The following is an 18,490-nucleotide window of genomic DNA, read 5'->3' as shown; positions in this document are numbered from 1 at the left end:
CGCACTAACGTGGAGTCATGGTCGATATCCGGGAATGGTCCCGCGCGGATGCCGCACGATTCCTGCGCGTCCCCGGGGAGGCCGACGACAAGTACTCCCGCGGGGTGGTGGCGCTGCGTACCGGCTCGCCCGCGTATCCGGGGGCGGCCGTGCTCGGCGTCGAGGCGGCGTGGCGCGCGGGCGCCGGCTTCGTCCGCTACGTCGGCGAGGGGAGGGCGGCGGACGCCGTGCTCGCGCGCCGGCCGGAGACCGTCGCCGGACCCGACACCGGTCGCTCCCGGATCGGAGCCTGGGTGATCGGATCGGGGACGGACGCCATGCACCGCTCGACCGTGGAGGCGGCGGCGCTGCGCGAGATCCTGGCGGGGACGACGCCGGTCGTCGTGGACGCGGGCGCCCTCGATCTGGCGCCCGGCGCGACCGCCCCGCTGCTGCTGACGCCGCATGCGGGGGAGTTCGCGCGCCTGCGCGAGCTCCTGGAGCTGCCGGCGACCGGGGACCGCGCCGCCGACGCCGAGCGGGCGGCCGCCGAACTCGGTGCGACCGTGCTGCTGAAGGGCGCGCGGACCCTGATCGCCGCACCGGCGGGCGGGGTCATCGAGGTCGCGGCCGGCACCGGCTGGCTGGCGACGGCCGGCACCGGAGACGTGCTCGCCGGCATCCTCGGGGCGCTCGTCGCGGCGAATCCGGATGCTCCCCTCGCCGAGGTGGCGGCCTCGGGCGCGTGGCTGCATGGCAGCGCCGCCCGGCTCGCGGCCGGCGCCGTCGACGGCGCCCCCGGGCATCCGATCGTCGCCCTCGACGTGGCCGAGGCCCTGCCGCACGCGATCGCGGAACTGCTCCCGTGAGCCGCGCACGAGCCGGCCGCCTCGCCGTGCTCTGGGTCGCCTTCCTGCTCGTGCACGGCCTCGTCGCCGTCGTCGGCTGGATCTATCCGAGCCAGCCGATGGGCGACGTCGTGCTCGTCTACGAGCCGTGGTCGGCAGCCGCTCTGAGCGGCGGCTCGGTCGTGGGCGTCACGGAGACCTGGGTCTACCCGCAGCTCGCCCTGCTGCCGATGCTGCTCGCCAAGGCGCTCTCCGCTCCGCTGGTGGCGGCCATGGGCGTCTCGGGCGCCTATCTCGTGGCCTGGGCGGTGCTGGTCACGGCGCTGGACGCGGTCGCCTTCGGCGTGCTGGTCGGTCCGTCCCCCGCGCAGCCCCGCCGGATCGCCGCCTGGTTCTGGTGCGGTGCACTGCTGCTGCTCGGTCCGATCGCGATGTACCGGATCGACGCGATCGTCGTGCCGCTCGCCGTCATCGCGGGGCTGTGGCTCACGCATCGCCCCACCATCGCCGCCGCCCTGCTCGCGATCGGTGCGTGGATCAAGATCTGGCCGGGCGCCCTGGTTCTCGCTGCCGTCATCGCGTTCCGTGCCAGGGTGCGGATCCTCTTCGCCGCCGCGGCGGTGACGGCCGGCGTCGTGGCCGTGTTGTTCCTGCTCGGCGCGGATACCGAGCTCTTCGGCTTCCTCACCGCGCAGACCGGACGCGGACTGCAGATCGAGGCGGTGGCGGCGACCCCGTTCCTCTGGCTCGCCGTGGCCGGCGCCGCGCGCATCGAGTACAGCTTCGAGATCCTCACCTTTCAGATCGGCGCGGCGGGAGCGGATGCCGTCGGCGCCGTGCTCACGCCGCTGATGGTCCTGCTCGTCATCGTGCTCGGCGTGATCGGCGCGGTGAAGGCGGTGCGCGGCTCCTCGTTCCCCCGGCTGTTCCCGCCGCTCGCGCTGTCGCTCGTGGCCGCGCTCATCGTGGTCAACAAGGTGGGCTCCCCGCAGTTCCAGACCTGGCTGTTCGCGCCCGTGATCCTCTGGACCGTCCTCGACCGCACCAGGGCACGCGTGCCGGCGGTGCTCGTGCTGGCGCTGTGCGCCCTCACCTGCCTCGTGTACCCGCTCAGCTACGACGCGCTGCTGCGGGGCGAGCTCGTGCCGGTGCTGATCCTGACCGCGCGCAACGCGCTGCTCATCGTCCTCCTCGCCGTCGGCATCCGCGCCCTGGTGCGGGTGCCTGCCCACCATCCGAAGAACGCCCACCATCTGAAGAACAGGAAGTGAGATCATGCTCATCGCCTTCTCCGTCGCCCCCAGCGGAATCCCTCAGGGTGGCACCCCCGCCGACGGCGCGGACCGTGCAGACGCGTCCGTCCATGACGCCGTCGCCGCGGCAGTGCGCGTCGTCCGCGAGTCCGGTCTGCCGCACCGCACCACCAGCATGTTCACGGAGATCGAGGGCCCGGACTGGGACACGGTGATGGGCGTCGTCAAGCGCGCCACCGAGGCGGTGATGCCGTTCGGGTCTCGCGTCTCGCTCGTGCTCAAGGCCGACATCCGTCCCGGCTACTCGGGTGAGCTCGACGCGAAGATCGAGCGCCTGGAGACGGCGATCGAGGACTCCGACGCCCGGTAGCATGGACGGATGACTCCCTCGACCCGCTCGAGGGGTGCGGCGAAGAGGGCGCTCCTCTCTCTCGCCATCGGCAGCTTCGGCATCGGCATGACCGAGTTCGTCGTGATGGGGCTTCTGCCCGACATCGCCGGCGACCTCCTGCCCGCGCTGTGGGCGACGAGCCCCGAGGACGCGCTGAGCCAGGCCGGCTGGCTGATCTCGCTCTACGCGCTGGGGGTCGTCGTCGGCGCCCCGACGATCGCCGGGTTCGTCGCGCGCTTCCCCCGGCATCGGGTGATGATCTGCCTCGCCCTCGCGCTCACGCTGTTCAACGCGCTGACCGTCGTGCTCCCGACCTTCGAGCTGGTCGGGATGTCGCGGTTTCTCGCCGGCCTCCCGCATGGCGCCTACTTCGGGATCGGCGCCCTCGTGGCTGCCGACGTGATGGGGCCGGGGAACCGCGCCAAGGGCGTGGCGTTCATCCTCACCGGCCTCACCGTCGCGAACGTCGTCGGCGTGCCACTGGGCACCTTCCTCGGGCAGCAGTGGGGCTGGCGGGCGGCCTTCGCCGTCGTCGCCCTGGTGTTCGCGCTCGCCGCCGTCTGCATCGTCTTCTTCGTGCCGGAGCACGCCGGCGAGCCGGGGCGGACCATGCGCGCGGAGCTCGGCGTGTTCCGCATCCCGCAGGTGTGGCTCACCCTCGGCGTGGGAGCGATCGGATTCGGCGGCTTCTTCGCGGTGTACAGCTACATCGCCCCGGTCGTGACCGACATCGCCGGCTCCCCGGAATGGGCGGTGCCGATCGTGCTCGTGCTCATGGGCGTCGGCATGACCGCGGGCAACCTCGTCGGCGGTCATCTCGCCGACATCGACCTCCGGCGCACCCTGCTCGCCGGACTCGCCGCGATGGCGGTGGTCTTCTCCCTCCTGGCGCTGCTGGCGTTCTGGATCGTCACGCTGAGCCTGCTCGTCGTCCTCGTCGGCTTCGTGTCCTCGGTGCTCAGCCCGAGCATCCAGACCCGGCTGATGGATGTCGCGGAGGACAACCAGTCCATCGCCGCGGCGCTGAACCACTCCGCCCTGAACATCGGGAACAGCCTGGGCGCGTTCCTCGGCGGCGTCGTCATCGCGATCGGCTGGGGTTTCACCGCGCCGTCGTGGACGGGCGCGGTGCTCGCCGTCGCCGGCCTCGGCATCGCGCTGCTGTCGTACCGCCTGGAGGCGCGCCGTCCGGTGACCGCCCGCCCGTAGAGTGTGGGTGTGACCGAACCCGAGGACCTCCCCGTCGCGGGCACCGTCGTGCTGCTGCGACCGGCGTCCACAGGGTTCCAGGTGCTCCTGATCCGCCGGCCCGACCGGGGCTCCTTCCCCGGGGCCTGGGTGTTCCCCGGTGGCAAGGTGGAGGGCGGCGACCGACTTCCCGGCGCCTCGGAGGCGGACGACGCGCGTCGCGCCGGCATCCGCGAGACGCTCGAGGAGACCGGGCTGGCGATCGACGGACTGGTGCCCTGGTCGCAGTGGCATCCGCCCGCCGAGGTGCCGGTGCGCATCCGCACGTGGTTCTTCCTCGCACGCGACCCGGGAGGGGAACTGCATCCGGCTCCCGACGAGGTCGTGAGCGCCGAATGGGTGAGCCCCGCGGAGGGCCTGGCTCGACACGGGGCGGGGGAGTGGACCCTGTTCCCGCCGACGTGGGTCTCCCTGCATCGGCTCTCGGCCTTCGGCGACGTGGACTCCGCGCTGGCGGCTGCCGGGGCGACCCGGCTGTTCCGCACCAGGATCGTCGAGACCCCCGCGGGGCGGGAGTTCCGATGGGGAGAGGACCGGCTGGAGACCGGGACGCTTCCCTGGCGGTTCACCACCGGACGCACCTGATCGAACGGACGAATTCGCGCGACGGCAACCCTGCGTTCATACGGGACTGGCAAGGTCAGGCGTTCGCTTCCGAAGGGACCCCCGTGCTCCGCCGCATCCTCGCCGTCATCCTCCTCTCGCTCGCCCTGCTCGTGCCGGCACTGCCCGTCGCCGCCCACGACTATGCGGCGACCGTCTACGCGGAGGTGACCGAACCGGAACCCGGGATCGTGCGCACGGTGCTCGACCTGGAATACGTGCTCCTCGCCGTCGACGGGGCCCGGGCGATGGGCGCGGCGGACTTCGAGCAGGAGGCGTTCGCCGACGTCCAGGCGTCGGGCCAGGATCCGGCGAGGCTGACCACCCGCGTCATCGACGCGCACGCCGACACGGTGTCCGGTTACGTGCTGCCGCGGTGGACCGTCACGCCCGCATCCGGACACGAAGAGGGCGAACCCGTGGCGTGCACGAACTCCCTCGCCGCACCGTTCGAGATCGTGCTGATCGAGAATGTGCCGCACGCGCGGATCGTCATCGAGTCGGACTGCCGCGACGTCGAGGCCGCCGCGGCTCCGGCGTATCGCATCACGACGTCGCTGTTCCCGGGAACCGAGCCGGGCGGCAGGACGACGACCGTGGTCGCGTACGACCTCCGCTCCGGTTCCGGCGTCGCGAACCTCGACACCGACACGGCCCCGACGATGACGACGGACCAGGACTGGGGTTCGAGGATGTGGGAGTTCTTCGTCCTCGGCGGGGAGCACCTGCTCTTCGGGCTCGACCACATCCTGTTCCTGCTCGCCCTGATCGTGGGCTCGCGCCGGCTCCGGGACATCCTCCTCGCCGCCACCGCGTTCACGGTCGCGCACTCGGTGACGTTCATCCTCGCGGCGCTGGGGATCGTCAGCGTCCCCGCCGTGATCGTGGAGCCGGTGATCGCCCTCTCCATCGCGGTCGTCGCTCTCTGGTATCTCTGGGGCGTCGCGCAGTCCCGGCGAGCGGACGCCGTCGCGTCCGCGGCCTCGACGTCCGCCCCCGCGGCGCAGGCCACGGCCGTCGGACGGGGAGCCGTGGCGGTGCGGGAGCGCTCGGCGATCGTGACGGAAGTCGGCGACACGGGGCGCACGCGCGGGCTCAGCCGCGCCGACGCGATCCGCATCGCGGTGGTCTTCGTCTTCGGCCTCATCCACGGCATCGGGTTCGCCGGGGCGCTCGGCATCGACGAGCCGATGTCCTGGGGGCTTCTCGGCGCGCTGCTGGTGTTCAACCTCGGCATCGAAGCCGTCCAGGTCGCGATCATCGTGATCGTCTTCCCCGCACTGCTGCTCCTGCGCCGGCGGATCCCGGCAGCCGGCCTGTGGACGGGGATCGTCGTCTCCGCGACCGTGGCGTTCACCGGCCTGTACTGGTTCATCGAGCGACTCGTCGCGGGCGCCTGAACCGCCGGATGACCGCCATGACCGTGTCGATCGTCGCTCCGGCCGAGATGTCGCGCACCGCCGCACGGGGGATCGCCGACGACCTGCGCCGCAGGATCTTCGACGGCGAGTTCGTCACCGGCACCCGCCTGCCCAGCGAGCAGGCGCTCGCCGAGGAGTACGAGGTCTCGCGTGCCACGATCCGCACCGCGCTCGCCGCGGTGGCGCGGCGTGGCCTGATCGAGTCGCGCCGCGGCGCCGGGTGGTACGTCCGGCTCGTCGATCAGGTGCAGAGCTTCAACCGCATGCGCTCCTTCGCCCAATGGGCGCAGAGCCGTGGCGTGCGCCCCGGCGGACGGATCGTCGAACGCGACCATGGCGCCGCCACGGTACGGGAGGCCCGCCTGCTGCGCGTCCCGCCGGGCACCAGGGTGCTCCGCTTCTCACGCGTGCGCACGCTGGATGCGCGCGTCGTCATGGTCGAGCGCTCGACATGGGCGCCGTGGGTGATGCCCATCGTCGAGGCGATGCCGGATGACGTCGTCTCGACGACCGCCGACCTGGAGGCGGCAGGCATCCACCTCGCGCTCGGCACGCACCGCATCTTCGCCACCCCCGCCTCGAGCTGCGACGCCCGCCTGCTCGGGGTGCGCCGGTCCAGCCCGCTGCTCGCCATCCAGCGGTCGACCTACTCCCGCGACGGACGCGCGGTGGAGTTCGGCGAGGACCGCTACCTTCCGGGGGAGTTCGCCTTCGAGGCGACAGCCGAGGGCTAACAGCCGCCCATTGTGCACAGCGGGCGCGGAGATCCGAGGCCCGGCGCGACGGCATCCGGATCGCGTCACACGCCGTTCATCGGATGGTCATCTCGCGCTGGTGCCGTGGAGTCGACCCCTCCCACTCGATCCTTGGAGAACACAGTGTCCACACACCACCCGTCCCGGGTGCGCGCATGGTCCGGCCGGGCTCTGGCCGCCGTCGCTGCGTCGGCGATGGCCGGAGCACTGGCGATGCCGCCGGCCGTTGCCGATGACGCGCCGGCGCCGCCCGCCGATTCCGCCACCGCTCCCGCCTCCGCGACACCCGCGGCCGCACCGGCAGCCGACACCACCGCCCCGGTGCTGTCCGCCGTCGAGATCCCTGACAGCGCCGCCGTCGACGAGCAGCTCGTGCTCCCCGCGGCGAAGGTGACCGACGACTCCGGCGAGGAGATCGCGCTCGTCGTGACCGCGACCGGACCGGACGGCGTCGATGCGCGCCTGTACGAGAACTCCGAGGGCGACTTCCCGCTGACGCCGCAGGCGCCCGGCGCGTATGTCGTCACCTACGCCGCCATGGACGCGGCCGGCAACCTCGCCACGCAGACGTACGACCTCGCCGTCTCGGCTCCCGCCCCGCTCGCCGGGACCGAGACGAGCCCGGCCCGGGCCGCGGCCGAGCTGCCCTCGGGCGAGCCGGGAAGCGTCTCCTTCGCCGCGATCGGCGACATCCACAACCGGTGGTCGGACCTCGACGAGGCGTTCGGCTTCTGGAAGGAGCAGGGGATGGACGCCGCGCTGTTCGTCGGCGACCTCACCAACAACGCCACCTCGGCGGAGTACCAGGGGCTGCGCGACACCCTCGACCGCAGCCAGGGCGACCTTCCCGTCATCGCGTCCCTCGGCAATCACGACGTCGGCTCGAACCTGTCCGGCTACAAGCTCTTCGAATCCACGCTCGGCCAGGCTCCGAACGCCGACCACGTCATGAACGGCTACCACTTCATCACGGTCAGCCCGGGATCCGGTCAGCTCGACGAGAGCACCGGCCACCCGACCGCCGGCGCGAGCAACGACTACGCCTACGCGGCCGACTGGCTGCGCACCCGCCTGGCCGCGGCCGTCGCGGAGAACCCGACGCAGCCGATCTTCGTGCTCGTGCACGCCCCGCTGCGCTGCACGCACTACGTGTCGAACGAGTGGTACGGCTCCGGGCTCGCCACCGGATGCGGCGACTCCTTCGAGTCGCTGTTCGAGGACTACCCGCAGGCGGTGGTCTGGGGCGGCCACATCCACACCCCGAACCACATCTCCTCCTCGATCTGGCAGGGCGCCGAGGGGGCAGGCGGCTTCACCACGGTGAACGCCCCGCCGCTGGACTACTACGAGTTCGAGCGCGGCGTCGTCAGCACCGACCCGTACAGCAAGGTCACGAGCGACAGCACGCCCGACGACGGCGGAAACAACCGCGAGACCGCGATCGTCCAGGTCGAGGGCTCGCAGGTGACCATCAAGACCTACGATCTCCGAGCGAAGGCCTGGGAGGACCAGGTCTGGACGTGGGACATCGCCGACAGCGTCGACGAGACGCTCGCCTTCGAGCAGCGCTTCCCGCTCGGCGACGCCCGCGCTGAGCGCACGGGTGCGCCGATCTGGCCCGCGGGGGCCGCGGTGACGGCATCCGAGATCGAGCCGACCCAGGCGATGATCACGTTCGACCAGGCCGAGGTCGCACCCAACGAGGTCGGCGACATCGTCCACAAGTACCGCTACGAAGTGGTCGACACCGCCACCCAGAAGGTCGTGAACACGTTCACGCAGTGGTCCGGCTTCTACTTCATCCCGATGCCGGAGACCCTCAGGCACATCGTGTGGAACCTGGAGCCCGGACGCGAGTACGAGGCGCGCATCACGCCCATCAACACCTGGGGCAAGGAGGGCGAGCAGCTGCGCACCGCCTTCACCACGAGCGGCTACGACGTCGCGGTCACCGTCGCGGGCGCCGGCACGGCCTCGGCGGACGTGACGGAGGCGCTCCCCGGAGCGAAGGTCACCCTGTCGGCGACACCCGCCCAGGGAGAGACGTTCCTCGGGTGGGACGTCGTCGACGGCGACCTCGAGATCGCCGACGGCACGTTCACCATGCCGGCCGGTGCAGTCTCCGTCGAGGCCGTGTTCACCGGCTCCTCTGGTTCGGCCGAGCCGCACACCGTCACCACGGCCGTCCGCGGAGACGGCACGGTCGCCGCGGACCCCGCATCGGCTCCGGCCGGTCAGACGGTGCGCATGACGAGCAGTCCCGCCGCCGGCGACGAGCTGTGGGCCTGGGAGATCGCCGTCGACGGCATCGACGTGCCCGCCGGCGCGATCGAGATCGCCGAGGGCGCCTTCGAGATGCCCGAGCGCGACGTCACCGTCACGGGCGTGTTCGGCCTCCCCGGTCACTACGGCGTCGTCTACGACGGCAACGGCGCCACCGGCGGATCCACCGCGCCGAGCGAGCTCCCGGCCGACGGCACGGGCACGCTGACGGAGAACGGGTTCGAGCGCGCCCACCAGCGGTTCATCGCCTGGAACACGGAGCCCGACGGATCGGGGACCTACTATGCCGACGGCGCCGAGGTCACCGGGATCGCCGAGGCCCGTGCCACGATCACCCTCTATGCGCAGTGGCAGGACCTCACGGTCTCGCTGACCGACGAGTCCTTCGACGGTCTGAAGGATGCTCTGAAGCCCGGCATCCAGCACAACCCCGGTGTCGTCGGCTGGACCCAGCAGGGCCCTGACGGCTGGTCGGTCACCAACGCCGACGGCATGGGCACGGGCGGGATGCAGGATCTGCGCGGCTGGACGTTCGCGACGCCCGAGTTCTGGCTCGCCGAGAACCAGGAGCGCGACCGCTTCACCAAGGGCACCGGCGTGATCGCCGTGGCCGACGGCGACGAGTGGAACGACGCCCCGGGCGCAGGCCGGATCGACACGACGCTGAACGCCCCGGCGCTGACGCTCCCCGAGGGCAGCGTGCAGGTGCGGGTGCAGTGGGACAACAGCTACCGCCAGGAGGACGACCAGACGGCGGAGGCGTACGTCGAGTTCGACACGGGGGAGCGCGTCACGCTCGCAGCCTGGGGCGCCGGCTCGCCGGAGAAGGACGACATCAACAGCCACCGTGATGAGGCCGTCGACGTCCCGGAGGGCGCCACGACGGCGACCGTGAAGTTCCGCTACGTCGCCGGCAACAACTGGTGGTGGGCGATCGACGACGTGCGGATCGACGCGATCGACGCGGACATCCCTCGCGAGTTCCTCGCCACGGCGGTGGAGATCGACGGCGCCGCGAAGGTCGGGGCCACGCTCACGGCCGACACCGGCGCCTGGGTGCCCGTCGCCGAGCGCTTCACCTATCAGTGGCTGCGCGACGGCAAGCCGATCCGCGGCGCCGACGACGCGACCTACACGGTCGCCCCGTCGGACCGCAACAAGCGGATCCAGGTGATCGTCACCGGCGAGTCCGACGGCTTCACGACCGCCGTCAGCACCTCGCCGAAGACCGCGAAGGTCGCCGGCAGGAAGTGATCGGCCGCTGACGCGCGGAGGGTCCGGGACTCGCTCGAGTCCTGGACCCTTCCGCGTGGACGCGGGTCGGCTCCCGGCTAGGCGCGCAGCAGCCGGCGCAGATGCGCGCCGACGGCCTCGGTCTCGATGAGGAAGCCGTCGTGCCCGAAGTCGCTGGCGAGCACCACGGCCTCGCTGCCGTCGAGCGTGTTCGGGATGCTCCGGGCGATGCGATGCTGCCCGTCGACGGGGAAGAGCCGGTCGCTGTCGATGCCGAGCACGAGCGCGGTCGCGGTGACCGAGCGCAGAGCCTCCTCGACGCCGCCGCGTCCTCGCCCCACATCGTGCGAGTTCATCGCCTCGACGAGCGTGATGTAGCTGTTCGCGTCGAAACGGCGCGTGAACTTGTTGCCGTGGAAGTCGAGGTAGGACTCCACCGCGAACCGCCCGCCGTGCCCGAGCGGGGAGACCCCCGACTGCCAGGAGCGCTGGAAGCGCTGGTTGAGCTCGATCGGGCTGCGGTAGTTCAGCAGCGCCATCCGCCGTGCCAGGGCGAGACCGCGATGCGGGCCGTCGCCGTCGGCGAGGTCGTAGTACTCCCCGCCCTGGAAGCGCGGGTCCATCCGGATCGTCTCCAGCTGCACCGTGTTCAGCGCGATCTGATCGGCGGTCGTCACCGGGGGAGAGGACAGCACGGCGAGCCGCTGCACGCGCTCCGGATGCGTGATCGCCCACTCCAGGGCGTGCATGCCGCCCATGGAACCCCCGATGACGGCGGCCCAGGCGTCGATTCCGAACGCATCGGCCAGGCGCACCTGGGCTGAGACCTGGTCCCGGATCGTCAGGTACGGGAACCGCGAGGCCCACTCGTAGCCGTCCGGGGCGACACTCGCAGGACCCGTGGACCCCTGGCAGCCGCCGAGCATGTTCGGCGCGATCACGAACCAGCGGTCGGTGTCCAGCGGCGCGCCGGGCCCGACGATCTCCTCCCACCAGCCGGCGGTGGGGTGGCCGGCCCCGGCCTCGCCGCGCACGTGGCTGTCGCCGGTGAGCGCATGCAGGACGAGGATCGCGTTGTCGCGGGCGGCGTTCAGCTCGCCCCAGGTCTCGAAGGCGAGACGGATGCCGGGCAGCTCGGAGCCGCTCTCGGTCTGGAATCCGCCGAAGGAGGCGAAGCGCCGTCCGCCGGCGGGATCGCCGTCCCGCCAGGCGCCGGTGGCCGGCGGGCGCGCGCGCAGAAGCCGGACGTCGGCCTCGGTCACCGGTGCCGACGGCACCGTGTCCTCCGAGGTCGTCTGCCAGTCCATCCCTCCATTCTCGCCTGCACGGGGTGGCGGCCGGCGAAGGTTACGGCAGCGCGTCTCATTTCGAAACCGGCCGGCACACGACGCGGACCCCGGAACGCGCAGAGGCGCCCCGGACCACGATCCGGGGCGCCTCTGCGTCTCTGAGGAGGAGAGTCAGGCGCGAGCGGCCTCCGACACGCGGCGCGCCGCGGCGAGAGCCTGGTCGAGGTCGGCCTTGAGATCCTCGATGTTCTCGATGCCGACCGACAGGCGCACGAGGCCCGGCGTCACTCCGGCGGTCAGCTGCTGCTCGGGAGTGAGCTGCGCGTGCGTGGTCGAGGCGGGGTGGATGACCAGCGAGCGCACGTCGCCGATGTTCGCGAGGTGGCTGAACAGCGAGAGGCTGTTCACGAACTCGCGCCCGGCCTCGACGCCGCCCTTCAGCTCGAAGGAGAGCACGGCGCCGACGCCCTTGGGCGCGTACTTGTTCGCGGTGGCGTACCACGGCGAGGACGGCAGGCCGGAGTAGTTGACGGCGGCGACGTCGTCGCGGCTGTCGAGCCACTCGGCGATCTCCTGCGCGTTCTGCACGTGACGCTCGATGCGCAGCGACAGGGTCTCCACGCCCTGGATGAGGTTCCAGGCGCTCTGCGGGGCGATCGCGGAGCCGAGGTCGCGGAGCAGCTGCACCCGGGCCTTGATGATGTACGCGAGCGGGTCGCCGACGGCTGTGGTGTAGCTGGCGCCGTGGTAGGACGGGTCGGGCACGGTCAGACCGGGGAACCTCTCGACGTTCTTCGACCACTCGAAGGTGCCGCCGTCGACGATCACGCCGCCGATGGTCGTGCCGTGTCCGCCGAGGAACTTCGTGACGGAGTGGATGACGATGTCGGCGCCGTGCTCGAACGGACGGATCAGGTACGGGGTCGCGATCGTGTTGTCGACGATGAGCGGCACGCCGCTCTCGTGGGCGACGTCGGCGACGGTGCGGATGTCGAGGACGTTGATCTGCGGGTTGCCGATGGTCTCCGCGAAGAACAGCTTGGTGTTCGGGCGGACCGCGCGGCGCCACTCCTCCGGGTCGTCCTGGTTCTCGACGAAGGTGACCTCGATGCCGAGCTTGGCGAGGGTGTACTTGAAGAGGTTGTAGGTGCCGCCGTAGATCGAGCTCGAGGCGACGAAGTGGTCGCCCGCCTCGGCGATGTTCAGGATCGCGAACGTCGACGCGGCCTGGCCGCTGGAGAGGACGAGGGCGCCGGTGCCGCCCTCGAGAGCCGCGAGGCGCTGCTCCAGGACATCCTGCGTCGGGTTCTGGATGCGGGTGTAGATGTTGCCGAACTCGGCCAGGGCGAACAGGTTGGCCGCGTGGTCCGCGCTGTCGAACACGTAGGAGGTGGTCTGGTAGATCGGCGTCGCGCGTGCCTTGGTGACCGGGTCGGGAGCGGCGCCGGAATGGATCTGCTTGGTCTCGAAACGCCAGGTCTCGGGTGCGGACATGTGTTCCCCCTGGAACTCGTAGGTCTGTCGGCCGTGTGCCGTTGCAGCGACAGTACGGAACTTCGGCGCTTGTCAACAACGGACGGGACATGTGACGTAACAGTGCCTGCCTGCGTCAGGACGCGGAACATCGTACGGTGGAGGGCATGGTGAACAGGCGTGCAGTTGTGACCGGTGCGAGCTCGGGGATCGGCGAGGCGACGGTTCGCGCCCTCCGCTCCCGAGGGTGGGACGTGGTCGGGGTGGCCCGACGCGAGGGCAGGCTGGCCGCGCTCGCCGCTGAGACGGGAGCGCAGGTCGTCGCCTGCGACCTGACCGACGCGGATGCCGTGGCGTCGATGATCGCGGCGGTGGAGGCATCCGGGCCCGTCCACGCCCTGGTGCAGGTCGCCGGCGGCGCCCGCGGGACCGATCGGGTCGAGGACGCCTCGATCGACGACTGGCAGTGGATGTACGACGCGAACGTGCTGGCCACGCAGCGCCTCGTGGCAGGGTTCCTGCCGCTGCTGCGGAGGGCGGCCGATGCCGACGGGCACGCGGACACGCTCTTCGTGACGTCGACGGCCGCGCAGGTCGCGTATGCCGGCGGCGGCGGCTACAACGCCGCGAAGGCGGCGCAGGCGATGCTCGTGCACGCCCTGCGCCTGGAGCTGAACGGCGAGCCCATCCGCGTCTCCGAGATCGCTCCGGGCATGGTGCACACCGAGGAGTTCGCCCTCAACCGCCTCGGCGGCGACGCCGTGGCCGCGGAGGCCGTCTACTCGGGCGTGGAGGCGCCGCTCGTCGCCGCCGACGTCGCCGACGTCATCGCCTACGCTCTCGACGCGCCACGGCATGTCAACCTCGACCTCATCACGATGCGGCCGGTGGCGCAGTCGGCGAATCACCTTCTCGCCCGCGGTCCGCTCCGCGTGCGGGCCGACGACTGATGCCGCCGCGCAGCCTCGCAGAGCTCGCCGGCGACGGGCTCGTGGATCCCGGCTGGGCGGAGGCGCTCGCCCCGGCGCAGGAGATCATCTCCGCGCTGGGGGAGCGGCTGCGCGCCGAGCAGGCGGCCGGGCGCGGCTACCTTCCGGCCGGTGCGAACGTGCTGCGGGCCTTCCAGCGTCCGCTCGCCGACGTGCGGGTGCTGATCACCGGACAGGACCCCTATCCGACGCCGGGGCATCCGATCGGGCTCTCCTTCGCGGTCGACCGCGACGTGCGTCCGCTGCCGCGGAGCCTGGGCAACATCTACAAGGAGCGCGAGAGCGATCTCGGCATCCCGCCCGCACCCCATGGCGATCTCACGGCGTGGAGCGATCAGGGCGTCCTGCTGCTGAACAGGGTGCTCACCGTGCAGCCGGGGGCCGCGGCCTCTCACCGCGGCTGGGGCTGGGAGAAGGTCACCGAGCTCGCGATCCGCGCCCTGGTAGCCCGTGATGCGCCGCTCGTGGCGGTGCTGTGGGGGAGGGATGCCGCGAACCTGCAGCCGCTCCTCGGCGCGACGCCGGTGATCGCCTCCGCGCACCCGTCGCCGCTGTCGGCGAGCCGCGGGTTCTTCGGCTCCCGTCCGTTCTCCCGGTCGAACGCCCTGCTCGAAGGTCTCGGCGCCGCGCCCGTCGACTGGCGGGTCGACGGCGAGAAGTGATCGCGGCGCCGCCCGCCGCGCGGCGCCGATCGGACCTATGCTGATCGCATGCAGTTCGAACCCGGTGACCGTCGTCGGGTCCTGCCGCGTCATCTGCGCCCTGCGCCCGCCCCGGAGGTCTTCGCCTACGCGATCCGGCCCGCCCGCAGCGCCGATCTGCCGCACATCCGCGAGATCTACAACCACTTCGTGAGCAACTCGGTGGTGACGCTGGACGAACGGCGCAGCAGCATCCCGTACTGGCGGGAGAAGTTCGCGCTGCTGAGCAGGCTGGGCCTGCCGTTCCTCGTCGCCGTGTCGCCGGCGGGGGTCGTGCTCGGGTACGCGCTGGCTCAGCCGTGGGCGGGGCGCAACGCGTACCGCTACACCGTCGAGGACTCCATCTACCTCGGCCCCGGTGCGGGCGGGAAGGGTCTCGGCGCCGCCCTTCTGCAGGAGCTCATCGACGCGTGCGAGCAGCTCGGCATCCGCGAGATGGTGGCCGTGATCAGCGACAGCAAGGCCGAGGCATCGATCCGGCTGCACGCCAGGCTCGGCTTCGTCGAGGCAGGCCGCACGGGCCGCGTCGGGCACAAGTTCGGCCGCGACCTCGGGACGGTGTACATGAAGAAGTCCCTGAAGCACACGGGGCGGCGGAAGCTGTTCGGCCGCAGGCCGGTCTCAGGCGGCTGACCCCGGGATCACCGGGATCGCCGCGAGCAGCGCCTTGGTGTAGTCGTCCTGCGGGCGCAGCAGCACGTCCTTCGTGGCTCCCCGCTCGACGATGCGGCCGTCCTTCGTGACGATCACGCTATCGCAGAGGTTCTGCACGACGCCGATGTCGTGCGACACCAGCAGCAGCGTCAGATCGGTCGTCTCGCGCAGCTCGATCAGCAGCTCGAGGATCTGCGCCCGGACGGTGACGTCGAGCGCGGAGAGCGGCTCGTCGCCCACGAGGATGCGCGGCCGGTGCACGATCGCCCTGGCGAGCGCGATCCTCTGACGCTGGCCGCCGGAGAACTCGTGCGGGTAGCGGCCGGCCATCTCCGGTTCGAGCCCGACCTGGAGCAGCACCTCGCGGATCCGCGCGGCGTGGTCTCCCGGGAGCTGCAGCGCCCACAGCGGCTCGCCGATGATCTGCGCCGCCGTCATCCGCGGGTCCAGGGACGCATACGGGTCCTGGAACACGAGTCCGGTCGCGCGACGCAGCCAGTGCAGCGACCTGGCGGATGCCGTGGCGTCGACGTTCCGGCCGTCGACGGCGACCGTGCCGGAGGTGGGGCGATCGAGACCGAGCAGCAGACGGACGAGCGTCGACTTCCCGGAGCCGGACTCGCCGATGATGCCGAGCGAGGTGCCGGCCGGGACATCGAGGTCGGTGGGGGCCAGCGCGGTGTGCCGGCGCGTGCGCTCGAACGCGGAGCGCTTCGGCACCACGAAGTCGCGCCGCAGTCCGCGGGCCTCGATGAGGCTCATGCGCCACCTCCGTCCGGACGCCACAGCGTCGCGGTGGCGTCGCGGAGCAGCCCCTGCGTGATCGGCGAGGCCGGCGCGCTCAGCAGCGTGGAGACAGGGGCCGATTCGACCACCCGCCCGTGCTCGAGGACGACTCCGTGCGTCGCGACCTGGGCGAGCACCGCGAGGTCGTGCGTGATGAACACCAGGGACATGCCCTCCTCCTCGACCAGGCCGAGCAGCAGGGCGAGGATCTCGGCCTGGATCGTCACGTCGAGCGCCGTCGTGGGCTCGTCGGCGATGAGCAGGCGCGGCCGGCAGGCGAGCGCCATGGCGATGGCGACACGCTGGCGCTGGCCGCCGGAGATCTGGTGCGGATACCGGTCGACGAGGGACTCAGGGTCGGGGAGCCGCACGCGGGCGGCCTCTGCGATCGCACGCACCCTCGCCTCGCGCCGTCCCAGCCCCTCGTGGATCCGGACGGCCTCGGCGATCTGCCGCCCGACCGTGCGGATCGGGTTGAGGGCGGTGCGCGGCTCCTGGAAGACGATGCCGATCTCGTCGCCGCGGATCTCGGCGAGCTCGCGGTCCGGCATCCCGATCAGCTCGGTGCCGTTCCAGCGGATGCTCCCGCTCGCCGTCGCGCCGTCGGGGAGCAGCCCGAGCAGTGCGAGGGCGGTGAGCGACTTGCCCGACCCCGATTCGCCGATCAGGCCGAGGCGGGCTCCGTCCGGAACCTCGAAGGAGACCCCGTCGACGACCCGCCGCCCGCCGATCTCGATCACGAGGTCCTGCACCACGAGGCTCATGCGATCACCGCCGGGGTGTGCACCTCGGCCGCGCGGTGGCGCAGCGTCGGATCGGTGGCTTCGCGGAGGGCGTCGCCGAGGAGGTTCAGGGCGAGCACGGTGAAGGTGATCGCGAGACCCGGCCAGATCACGGAGAGCGGATGGACGCCGATGTAGCGCTGCAGGTCGGCGAGCAGCAGTCCCCAGCTGGGTTCGACGACAGAGGCTCCGAAGCCGAGGTAGGAGAGGCCGGCCTCGGCGAGCACGGCGACCGCCATCGACCAGGACAGCTGCACGATGAACACGGGGGCGACGTTCGGCAGCAGATGCCGGGCGAGGCTCTGCCCGGCGGTCAGCCCGGAGGCCCGGGCGGCGAGGACGAAGTCGCTCTGCTGCACGCGGCGCAGCTCCGGGCGCGTCACCCGGGCGATGTTCACGCCGAATCCGATGCCGACGGACCAGATCACCACCCACAGCGAACCGCCCCAGACCGAGGAGATCATCATCGCGATGAGGAGCACGGGGAAGGCGATGAGGATGTCGACGAGCACGGCGACCGTCTCGCGCATCCACCGCGCGGTGAGCGCACCGAGCGCGGCCAGGGCGATCCCGACGAGCGTGGCGATGACGCCGGCGCCGACGCTGACGAACACCGTCGTGCGCGCTCCCGCCATGATGAGGCTGAGGATGTCTCGTCCGGTGTCGTCCGTGCCGAGCAGATGCGGCCAGCCGGGTACGCCCCAGCGGTCGCGGACGTTCGACTCCTGCGGATCGAACGGCGTCCAGAACACCGCCACGAGCGCCAGCAGAGCGACGACCGACACCACGACGAGCCCGAAGCTCCCTGCCGGGGTGCGCCACAGGACGCGCAGCCATGCCGGGGTCATGCCGCCTCCCTCTGCCGCGGGTCGATCGCCCGGTGGATCAGGTCGACGAGGAAGCCGACGGCGAGGACGAAGCCGGTGAGCACGAGCAGCTCGCTCTGGACCTTGATCAGATCGCGCGTGCCCACATCGGCGACGAGCATCCGCCCGATCCCGGGCAGCGTGAAGAGCTGCTCGATCACCACCGAGCCGACGATGATCCCCGCCACCTGCAGGCCCAGCACGGTGACGATCGACAGGCCGACGGCGGGGATGCCGTGCTGGATCAGCGCCCGCGTGCGGGTGAGGCCCTTCGCCGCGGCCGTGCGGACGAAGTCCTGACTCGCGGCCTGGAGCGTCGCACTGCGCACGAAGCGCATGAGCATGGCGCCCTCGACGATGCCGATCGTGAGCGCGGGCAGCAGCAGCGATTCGAGCGCCCTGCCCGGAGTCGACCAGCCGGTGCGAGGGAAGCCCTGCGGGGGCAGCCAGCCCAGCCAGACGGAGAACACGACGATGAGCATCATGCCCGCCCAGACCACGGGGACGGCCGCGAGGGCCTGGGCGCCGAAGCTGAGCGCGGCTCCGCCGCGGGATCCGCGCCGCAGAGCGGCGAGGATCCCGAAGGGCACGGCGATGAGGATCGCGATGAGCAGGGAGAGGATGCCGAGCGGCACCGTCACCTGGGCCTTCTCGAGAAGCTCCTCGCCCACGGAGGCGCCGGACAGCAGCGAGGTGCCGAGGTCGCCGCGGAGGATCCCGCCGATCCATTCCGCGTACTGCGCCGGAAGCGGGCGGTTGAGTCCGAGGGATTCGCGCAGCGCCTCGACCTCGGCGGGCGACGCCTGGGTCCCGGCGATGAGCTGGGCGACGTCGCCGGGGAACACCCGGAGCGTGAGGAAGATGAGCGCGCTCGACACGAGGAGCCCTGCGATGAGCAGGGCTCCCCGGACGAGCGCGTAGCGGATCACGAAGCGG

The 18,490-nt window shown here is 71.6% G+C and carries 17 protein-coding genes; 11 read left to right on the top strand and 6 right to left on the bottom strand.

Annotated elements, in window-relative coordinates; all coding sequences use genetic code 11:
* Positions 1 to 17 precede the first annotated feature (17 nt).
* The 8 genes from G6G98_RS04325 (at position 18) to G6G98_RS04290 (ending at position 10,035) form a co-directional block, all read left to right on the top strand.
* Positions 18 to 848 (top strand): ADP-dependent NAD(P)H-hydrate dehydratase, encoded by an 831-nt coding sequence (locus tag G6G98_RS04325; RefSeq protein ID WP_067350804.1) that lies wholly within the window; start codon positions 18 to 20, stop codon positions 846 to 848.
* Positions 845 to 2,098, top strand: coding sequence for a hypothetical protein (locus G6G98_RS04320; RefSeq protein ID WP_243841997.1), 1,254 nt, complete (start codon positions 845 to 847; stop codon positions 2,096 to 2,098). The genes G6G98_RS04325 and G6G98_RS04320 overlap by 4 nt, the downstream gene beginning before the upstream one ends.
* 4 nt (positions 2,099 to 2,102) lie before the next feature.
* Complete coding sequence (locus G6G98_RS04315) at positions 2,103 to 2,450, top strand: thiamine-binding protein (protein WP_067350806.1); 348 nt, start codon at positions 2,103 to 2,105, stop codon at positions 2,448 to 2,450.
* A 9-nt stretch (positions 2,451 to 2,459) separates the two neighbouring features.
* The gene (locus G6G98_RS04310; RefSeq protein ID WP_067350808.1) at positions 2,460 to 3,680 is read left to right on the top strand and encodes an MFS transporter; all 1,221 of its coding nucleotides are present in this window, start codon (positions 2,460 to 2,462) and stop codon (positions 3,678 to 3,680) included.
* A gap of 9 nt (positions 3,681 to 3,689) precedes the next feature.
* A complete protein-coding gene (locus tag G6G98_RS04305; protein WP_067353571.1) occupies positions 3,690 to 4,304 on the top strand; it encodes an NUDIX hydrolase in 615 nt (204 codons plus the stop codon).
* Positions 4,305 to 4,387: 83 nt separating this feature from the next.
* Positions 4,388 to 5,722, top strand: coding sequence for a HupE/UreJ family protein (locus G6G98_RS04300; protein WP_067350810.1), 1,335 nt, complete (start codon positions 4,388 to 4,390; stop codon positions 5,720 to 5,722).
* Between the two features lie 8 nt (positions 5,723 to 5,730).
* A complete protein-coding gene (locus G6G98_RS04295) occupies positions 5,731 to 6,477 on the top strand; it encodes a GntR family transcriptional regulator (RefSeq protein ID WP_084788242.1) in 747 nt (248 codons plus the stop codon).
* A 144-nt stretch (positions 6,478 to 6,621) separates the two neighbouring features.
* Positions 6,622 to 10,035: an InlB B-repeat-containing protein gene (locus G6G98_RS04290; RefSeq protein WP_164233615.1), complete on the top strand. Its 3,414-nt coding sequence runs from the start codon at positions 6,622 to 6,624 to the stop codon at positions 10,033 to 10,035.
* A 77-nt stretch (positions 10,036 to 10,112) separates the two neighbouring features.
* Here the strand turns inward: G6G98_RS04290 and metX are convergent, their stop codons facing one another.
* On the bottom strand, positions 10,113 to 11,321 hold the full coding sequence (gene metX / locus G6G98_RS04285) for a homoserine O-acetyltransferase MetX (RefSeq protein WP_067350817.1): 1,209 nt from the start codon (positions 11,319 to 11,321) through the stop codon (positions 10,113 to 10,115).
* A 153-nt stretch (positions 11,322 to 11,474) separates the two neighbouring features.
* Positions 11,475 to 12,797 carry a bifunctional o-acetylhomoserine/o-acetylserine sulfhydrylase gene (locus G6G98_RS04280; RefSeq protein WP_164233616.1) on the bottom strand — a complete coding sequence of 441 codons (1,323 nt, stop codon included), beginning with the start codon at positions 12,795 to 12,797 and terminating at the stop codon, positions 11,475 to 11,477.
* A gap of 146 nt (positions 12,798 to 12,943) precedes the next feature.
* Here G6G98_RS04280 and G6G98_RS04275 point away from each other — a divergent pair, with 146 nt between their 5' ends.
* The 3 genes from G6G98_RS04275 to G6G98_RS04265 are packed head-to-tail and all read left to right on the top strand — an operon-like array spanning position 12,944 to position 15,099.
* Entirely contained in the window at positions 12,944 to 13,726 is a 783-nt protein-coding gene (locus G6G98_RS04275; RefSeq protein ID WP_067350821.1) for an SDR family oxidoreductase, read from the top strand.
* Positions 13,726 to 14,427, top strand: coding sequence for a uracil-DNA glycosylase (locus G6G98_RS04270; RefSeq protein WP_067350824.1), 702 nt, complete (start codon positions 13,726 to 13,728; stop codon positions 14,425 to 14,427). The genes G6G98_RS04275 and G6G98_RS04270 overlap by 1 nt, the downstream gene beginning before the upstream one ends.
* Before the next feature lie 48 nt (positions 14,428 to 14,475).
* Positions 14,476 to 15,099: a GNAT family N-acetyltransferase gene (locus G6G98_RS04265; RefSeq protein ID WP_067350826.1), complete on the top strand. Its 624-nt coding sequence runs from the start codon at positions 14,476 to 14,478 to the stop codon at positions 15,097 to 15,099.
* Here the strand turns inward: G6G98_RS04265 and G6G98_RS04260 are convergent.
* The 4 genes from G6G98_RS04260 to G6G98_RS04245 are packed head-to-tail and all read right to left on the bottom strand — an operon-like array spanning position 15,088 to position 18,483.
* Positions 15,088 to 15,882 (bottom strand): ABC transporter ATP-binding protein, encoded by a 795-nt coding sequence (locus G6G98_RS04260; protein WP_164233618.1) that lies wholly within the window; start codon positions 15,880 to 15,882, stop codon positions 15,088 to 15,090. The two genes, G6G98_RS04265 and G6G98_RS04260, sit on opposite strands and share 12 nt — an antisense overlap.
* The gene (locus G6G98_RS04255; RefSeq protein ID WP_067350831.1) at positions 15,879 to 16,670 is read right to left on the bottom strand and encodes an ATP-binding cassette domain-containing protein; all 792 of its coding nucleotides are present in this window, start codon (positions 16,668 to 16,670) and stop codon (positions 15,879 to 15,881) included. The genes G6G98_RS04260 and G6G98_RS04255 overlap by 4 nt, the downstream gene beginning before the upstream one ends.
* Positions 16,667 to 17,536 (bottom strand): ABC transporter permease, encoded by an 870-nt coding sequence (locus tag G6G98_RS04250; RefSeq protein WP_164233620.1) that lies wholly within the window; start codon positions 17,534 to 17,536, stop codon positions 16,667 to 16,669. The genes G6G98_RS04255 and G6G98_RS04250 overlap by 4 nt, the downstream gene beginning before the upstream one ends.
* The gene (locus G6G98_RS04245) at positions 17,533 to 18,483 is read right to left on the bottom strand and encodes an ABC transporter permease (RefSeq protein WP_164233622.1); all 951 of its coding nucleotides are present in this window, start codon (positions 18,481 to 18,483) and stop codon (positions 17,533 to 17,535) included. Before G6G98_RS04245 ends, G6G98_RS04250 begins: the two co-directional genes overlap by 4 nt.
* Positions 18,484 to 18,490 lie beyond the last annotated feature (7 nt).

The organism is Microbacterium hydrocarbonoxydans, assembly GCF_011752045.1.
Taxonomy (GTDB): domain Bacteria; phylum Actinomycetota; class Actinomycetes; order Actinomycetales; family Microbacteriaceae; genus Microbacterium.
This window is presented reverse-complemented; position numbering and strand designations above follow the sequence as displayed.

Bases quoted from the DNA above. Each gene is read 5' to 3' on its own strand.
- G6G98_RS04325 (WP_067350804.1), top strand. From the start codon at position 18: ATGGTCGATATCCGGGAATGGTCCCGCGCGGATGCCGCACGATTCCTG.
- G6G98_RS04315 (WP_067350806.1), top strand. From the start codon at position 2,103: ATGCTCATCGCCTTCTCCGTCGCCCCCAGCGGAATCCCTCAGGGTGGC.
- G6G98_RS04310 (WP_067350808.1), top strand. From the start codon at position 2,460: ATGACTCCCTCGACCCGCTCGAGGGGTGCGGCGAAGAGGGCGCTCCTC.
- G6G98_RS04295 (WP_084788242.1), top strand. From the start codon at position 5,731: ATGACCGCCATGACCGTGTCGATCGTCGCTCCGGCCGAGATGTCGCGC.
- metX (WP_067350817.1), bottom strand. From the start codon at position 11,321: ATGGACTGGCAGACGACCTCGGAGGACACGGTGCCGTCGGCACCGGTG.
- G6G98_RS04280 (WP_164233616.1), bottom strand. From the start codon at position 12,797: ATGTCCGCACCCGAGACCTGGCGTTTCGAGACCAAGCAGATCCATTCC.
- G6G98_RS04275 (WP_067350821.1), top strand. From the start codon at position 12,944: ATGGTGAACAGGCGTGCAGTTGTGACCGGTGCGAGCTCGGGGATCGGC.
- G6G98_RS04270 (WP_067350824.1), top strand. From the start codon at position 13,726: ATGCCGCCGCGCAGCCTCGCAGAGCTCGCCGGCGACGGGCTCGTGGAT.
- G6G98_RS04265 (WP_067350826.1), top strand. From the start codon at position 14,476: ATGCAGTTCGAACCCGGTGACCGTCGTCGGGTCCTGCCGCGTCATCTG.
- G6G98_RS04260 (WP_164233618.1), bottom strand. From the start codon at position 15,882: ATGAGCCTCATCGAGGCCCGCGGACTGCGGCGCGACTTCGTGGTGCCG.
- G6G98_RS04255 (WP_067350831.1), bottom strand. From the start codon at position 16,670: ATGAGCCTCGTGGTGCAGGACCTCGTGATCGAGATCGGCGGGCGGCGG.
- G6G98_RS04250 (WP_164233620.1), bottom strand. From the start codon at position 17,536: ATGACCCCGGCATGGCTGCGCGTCCTGTGGCGCACCCCGGCAGGGAGC.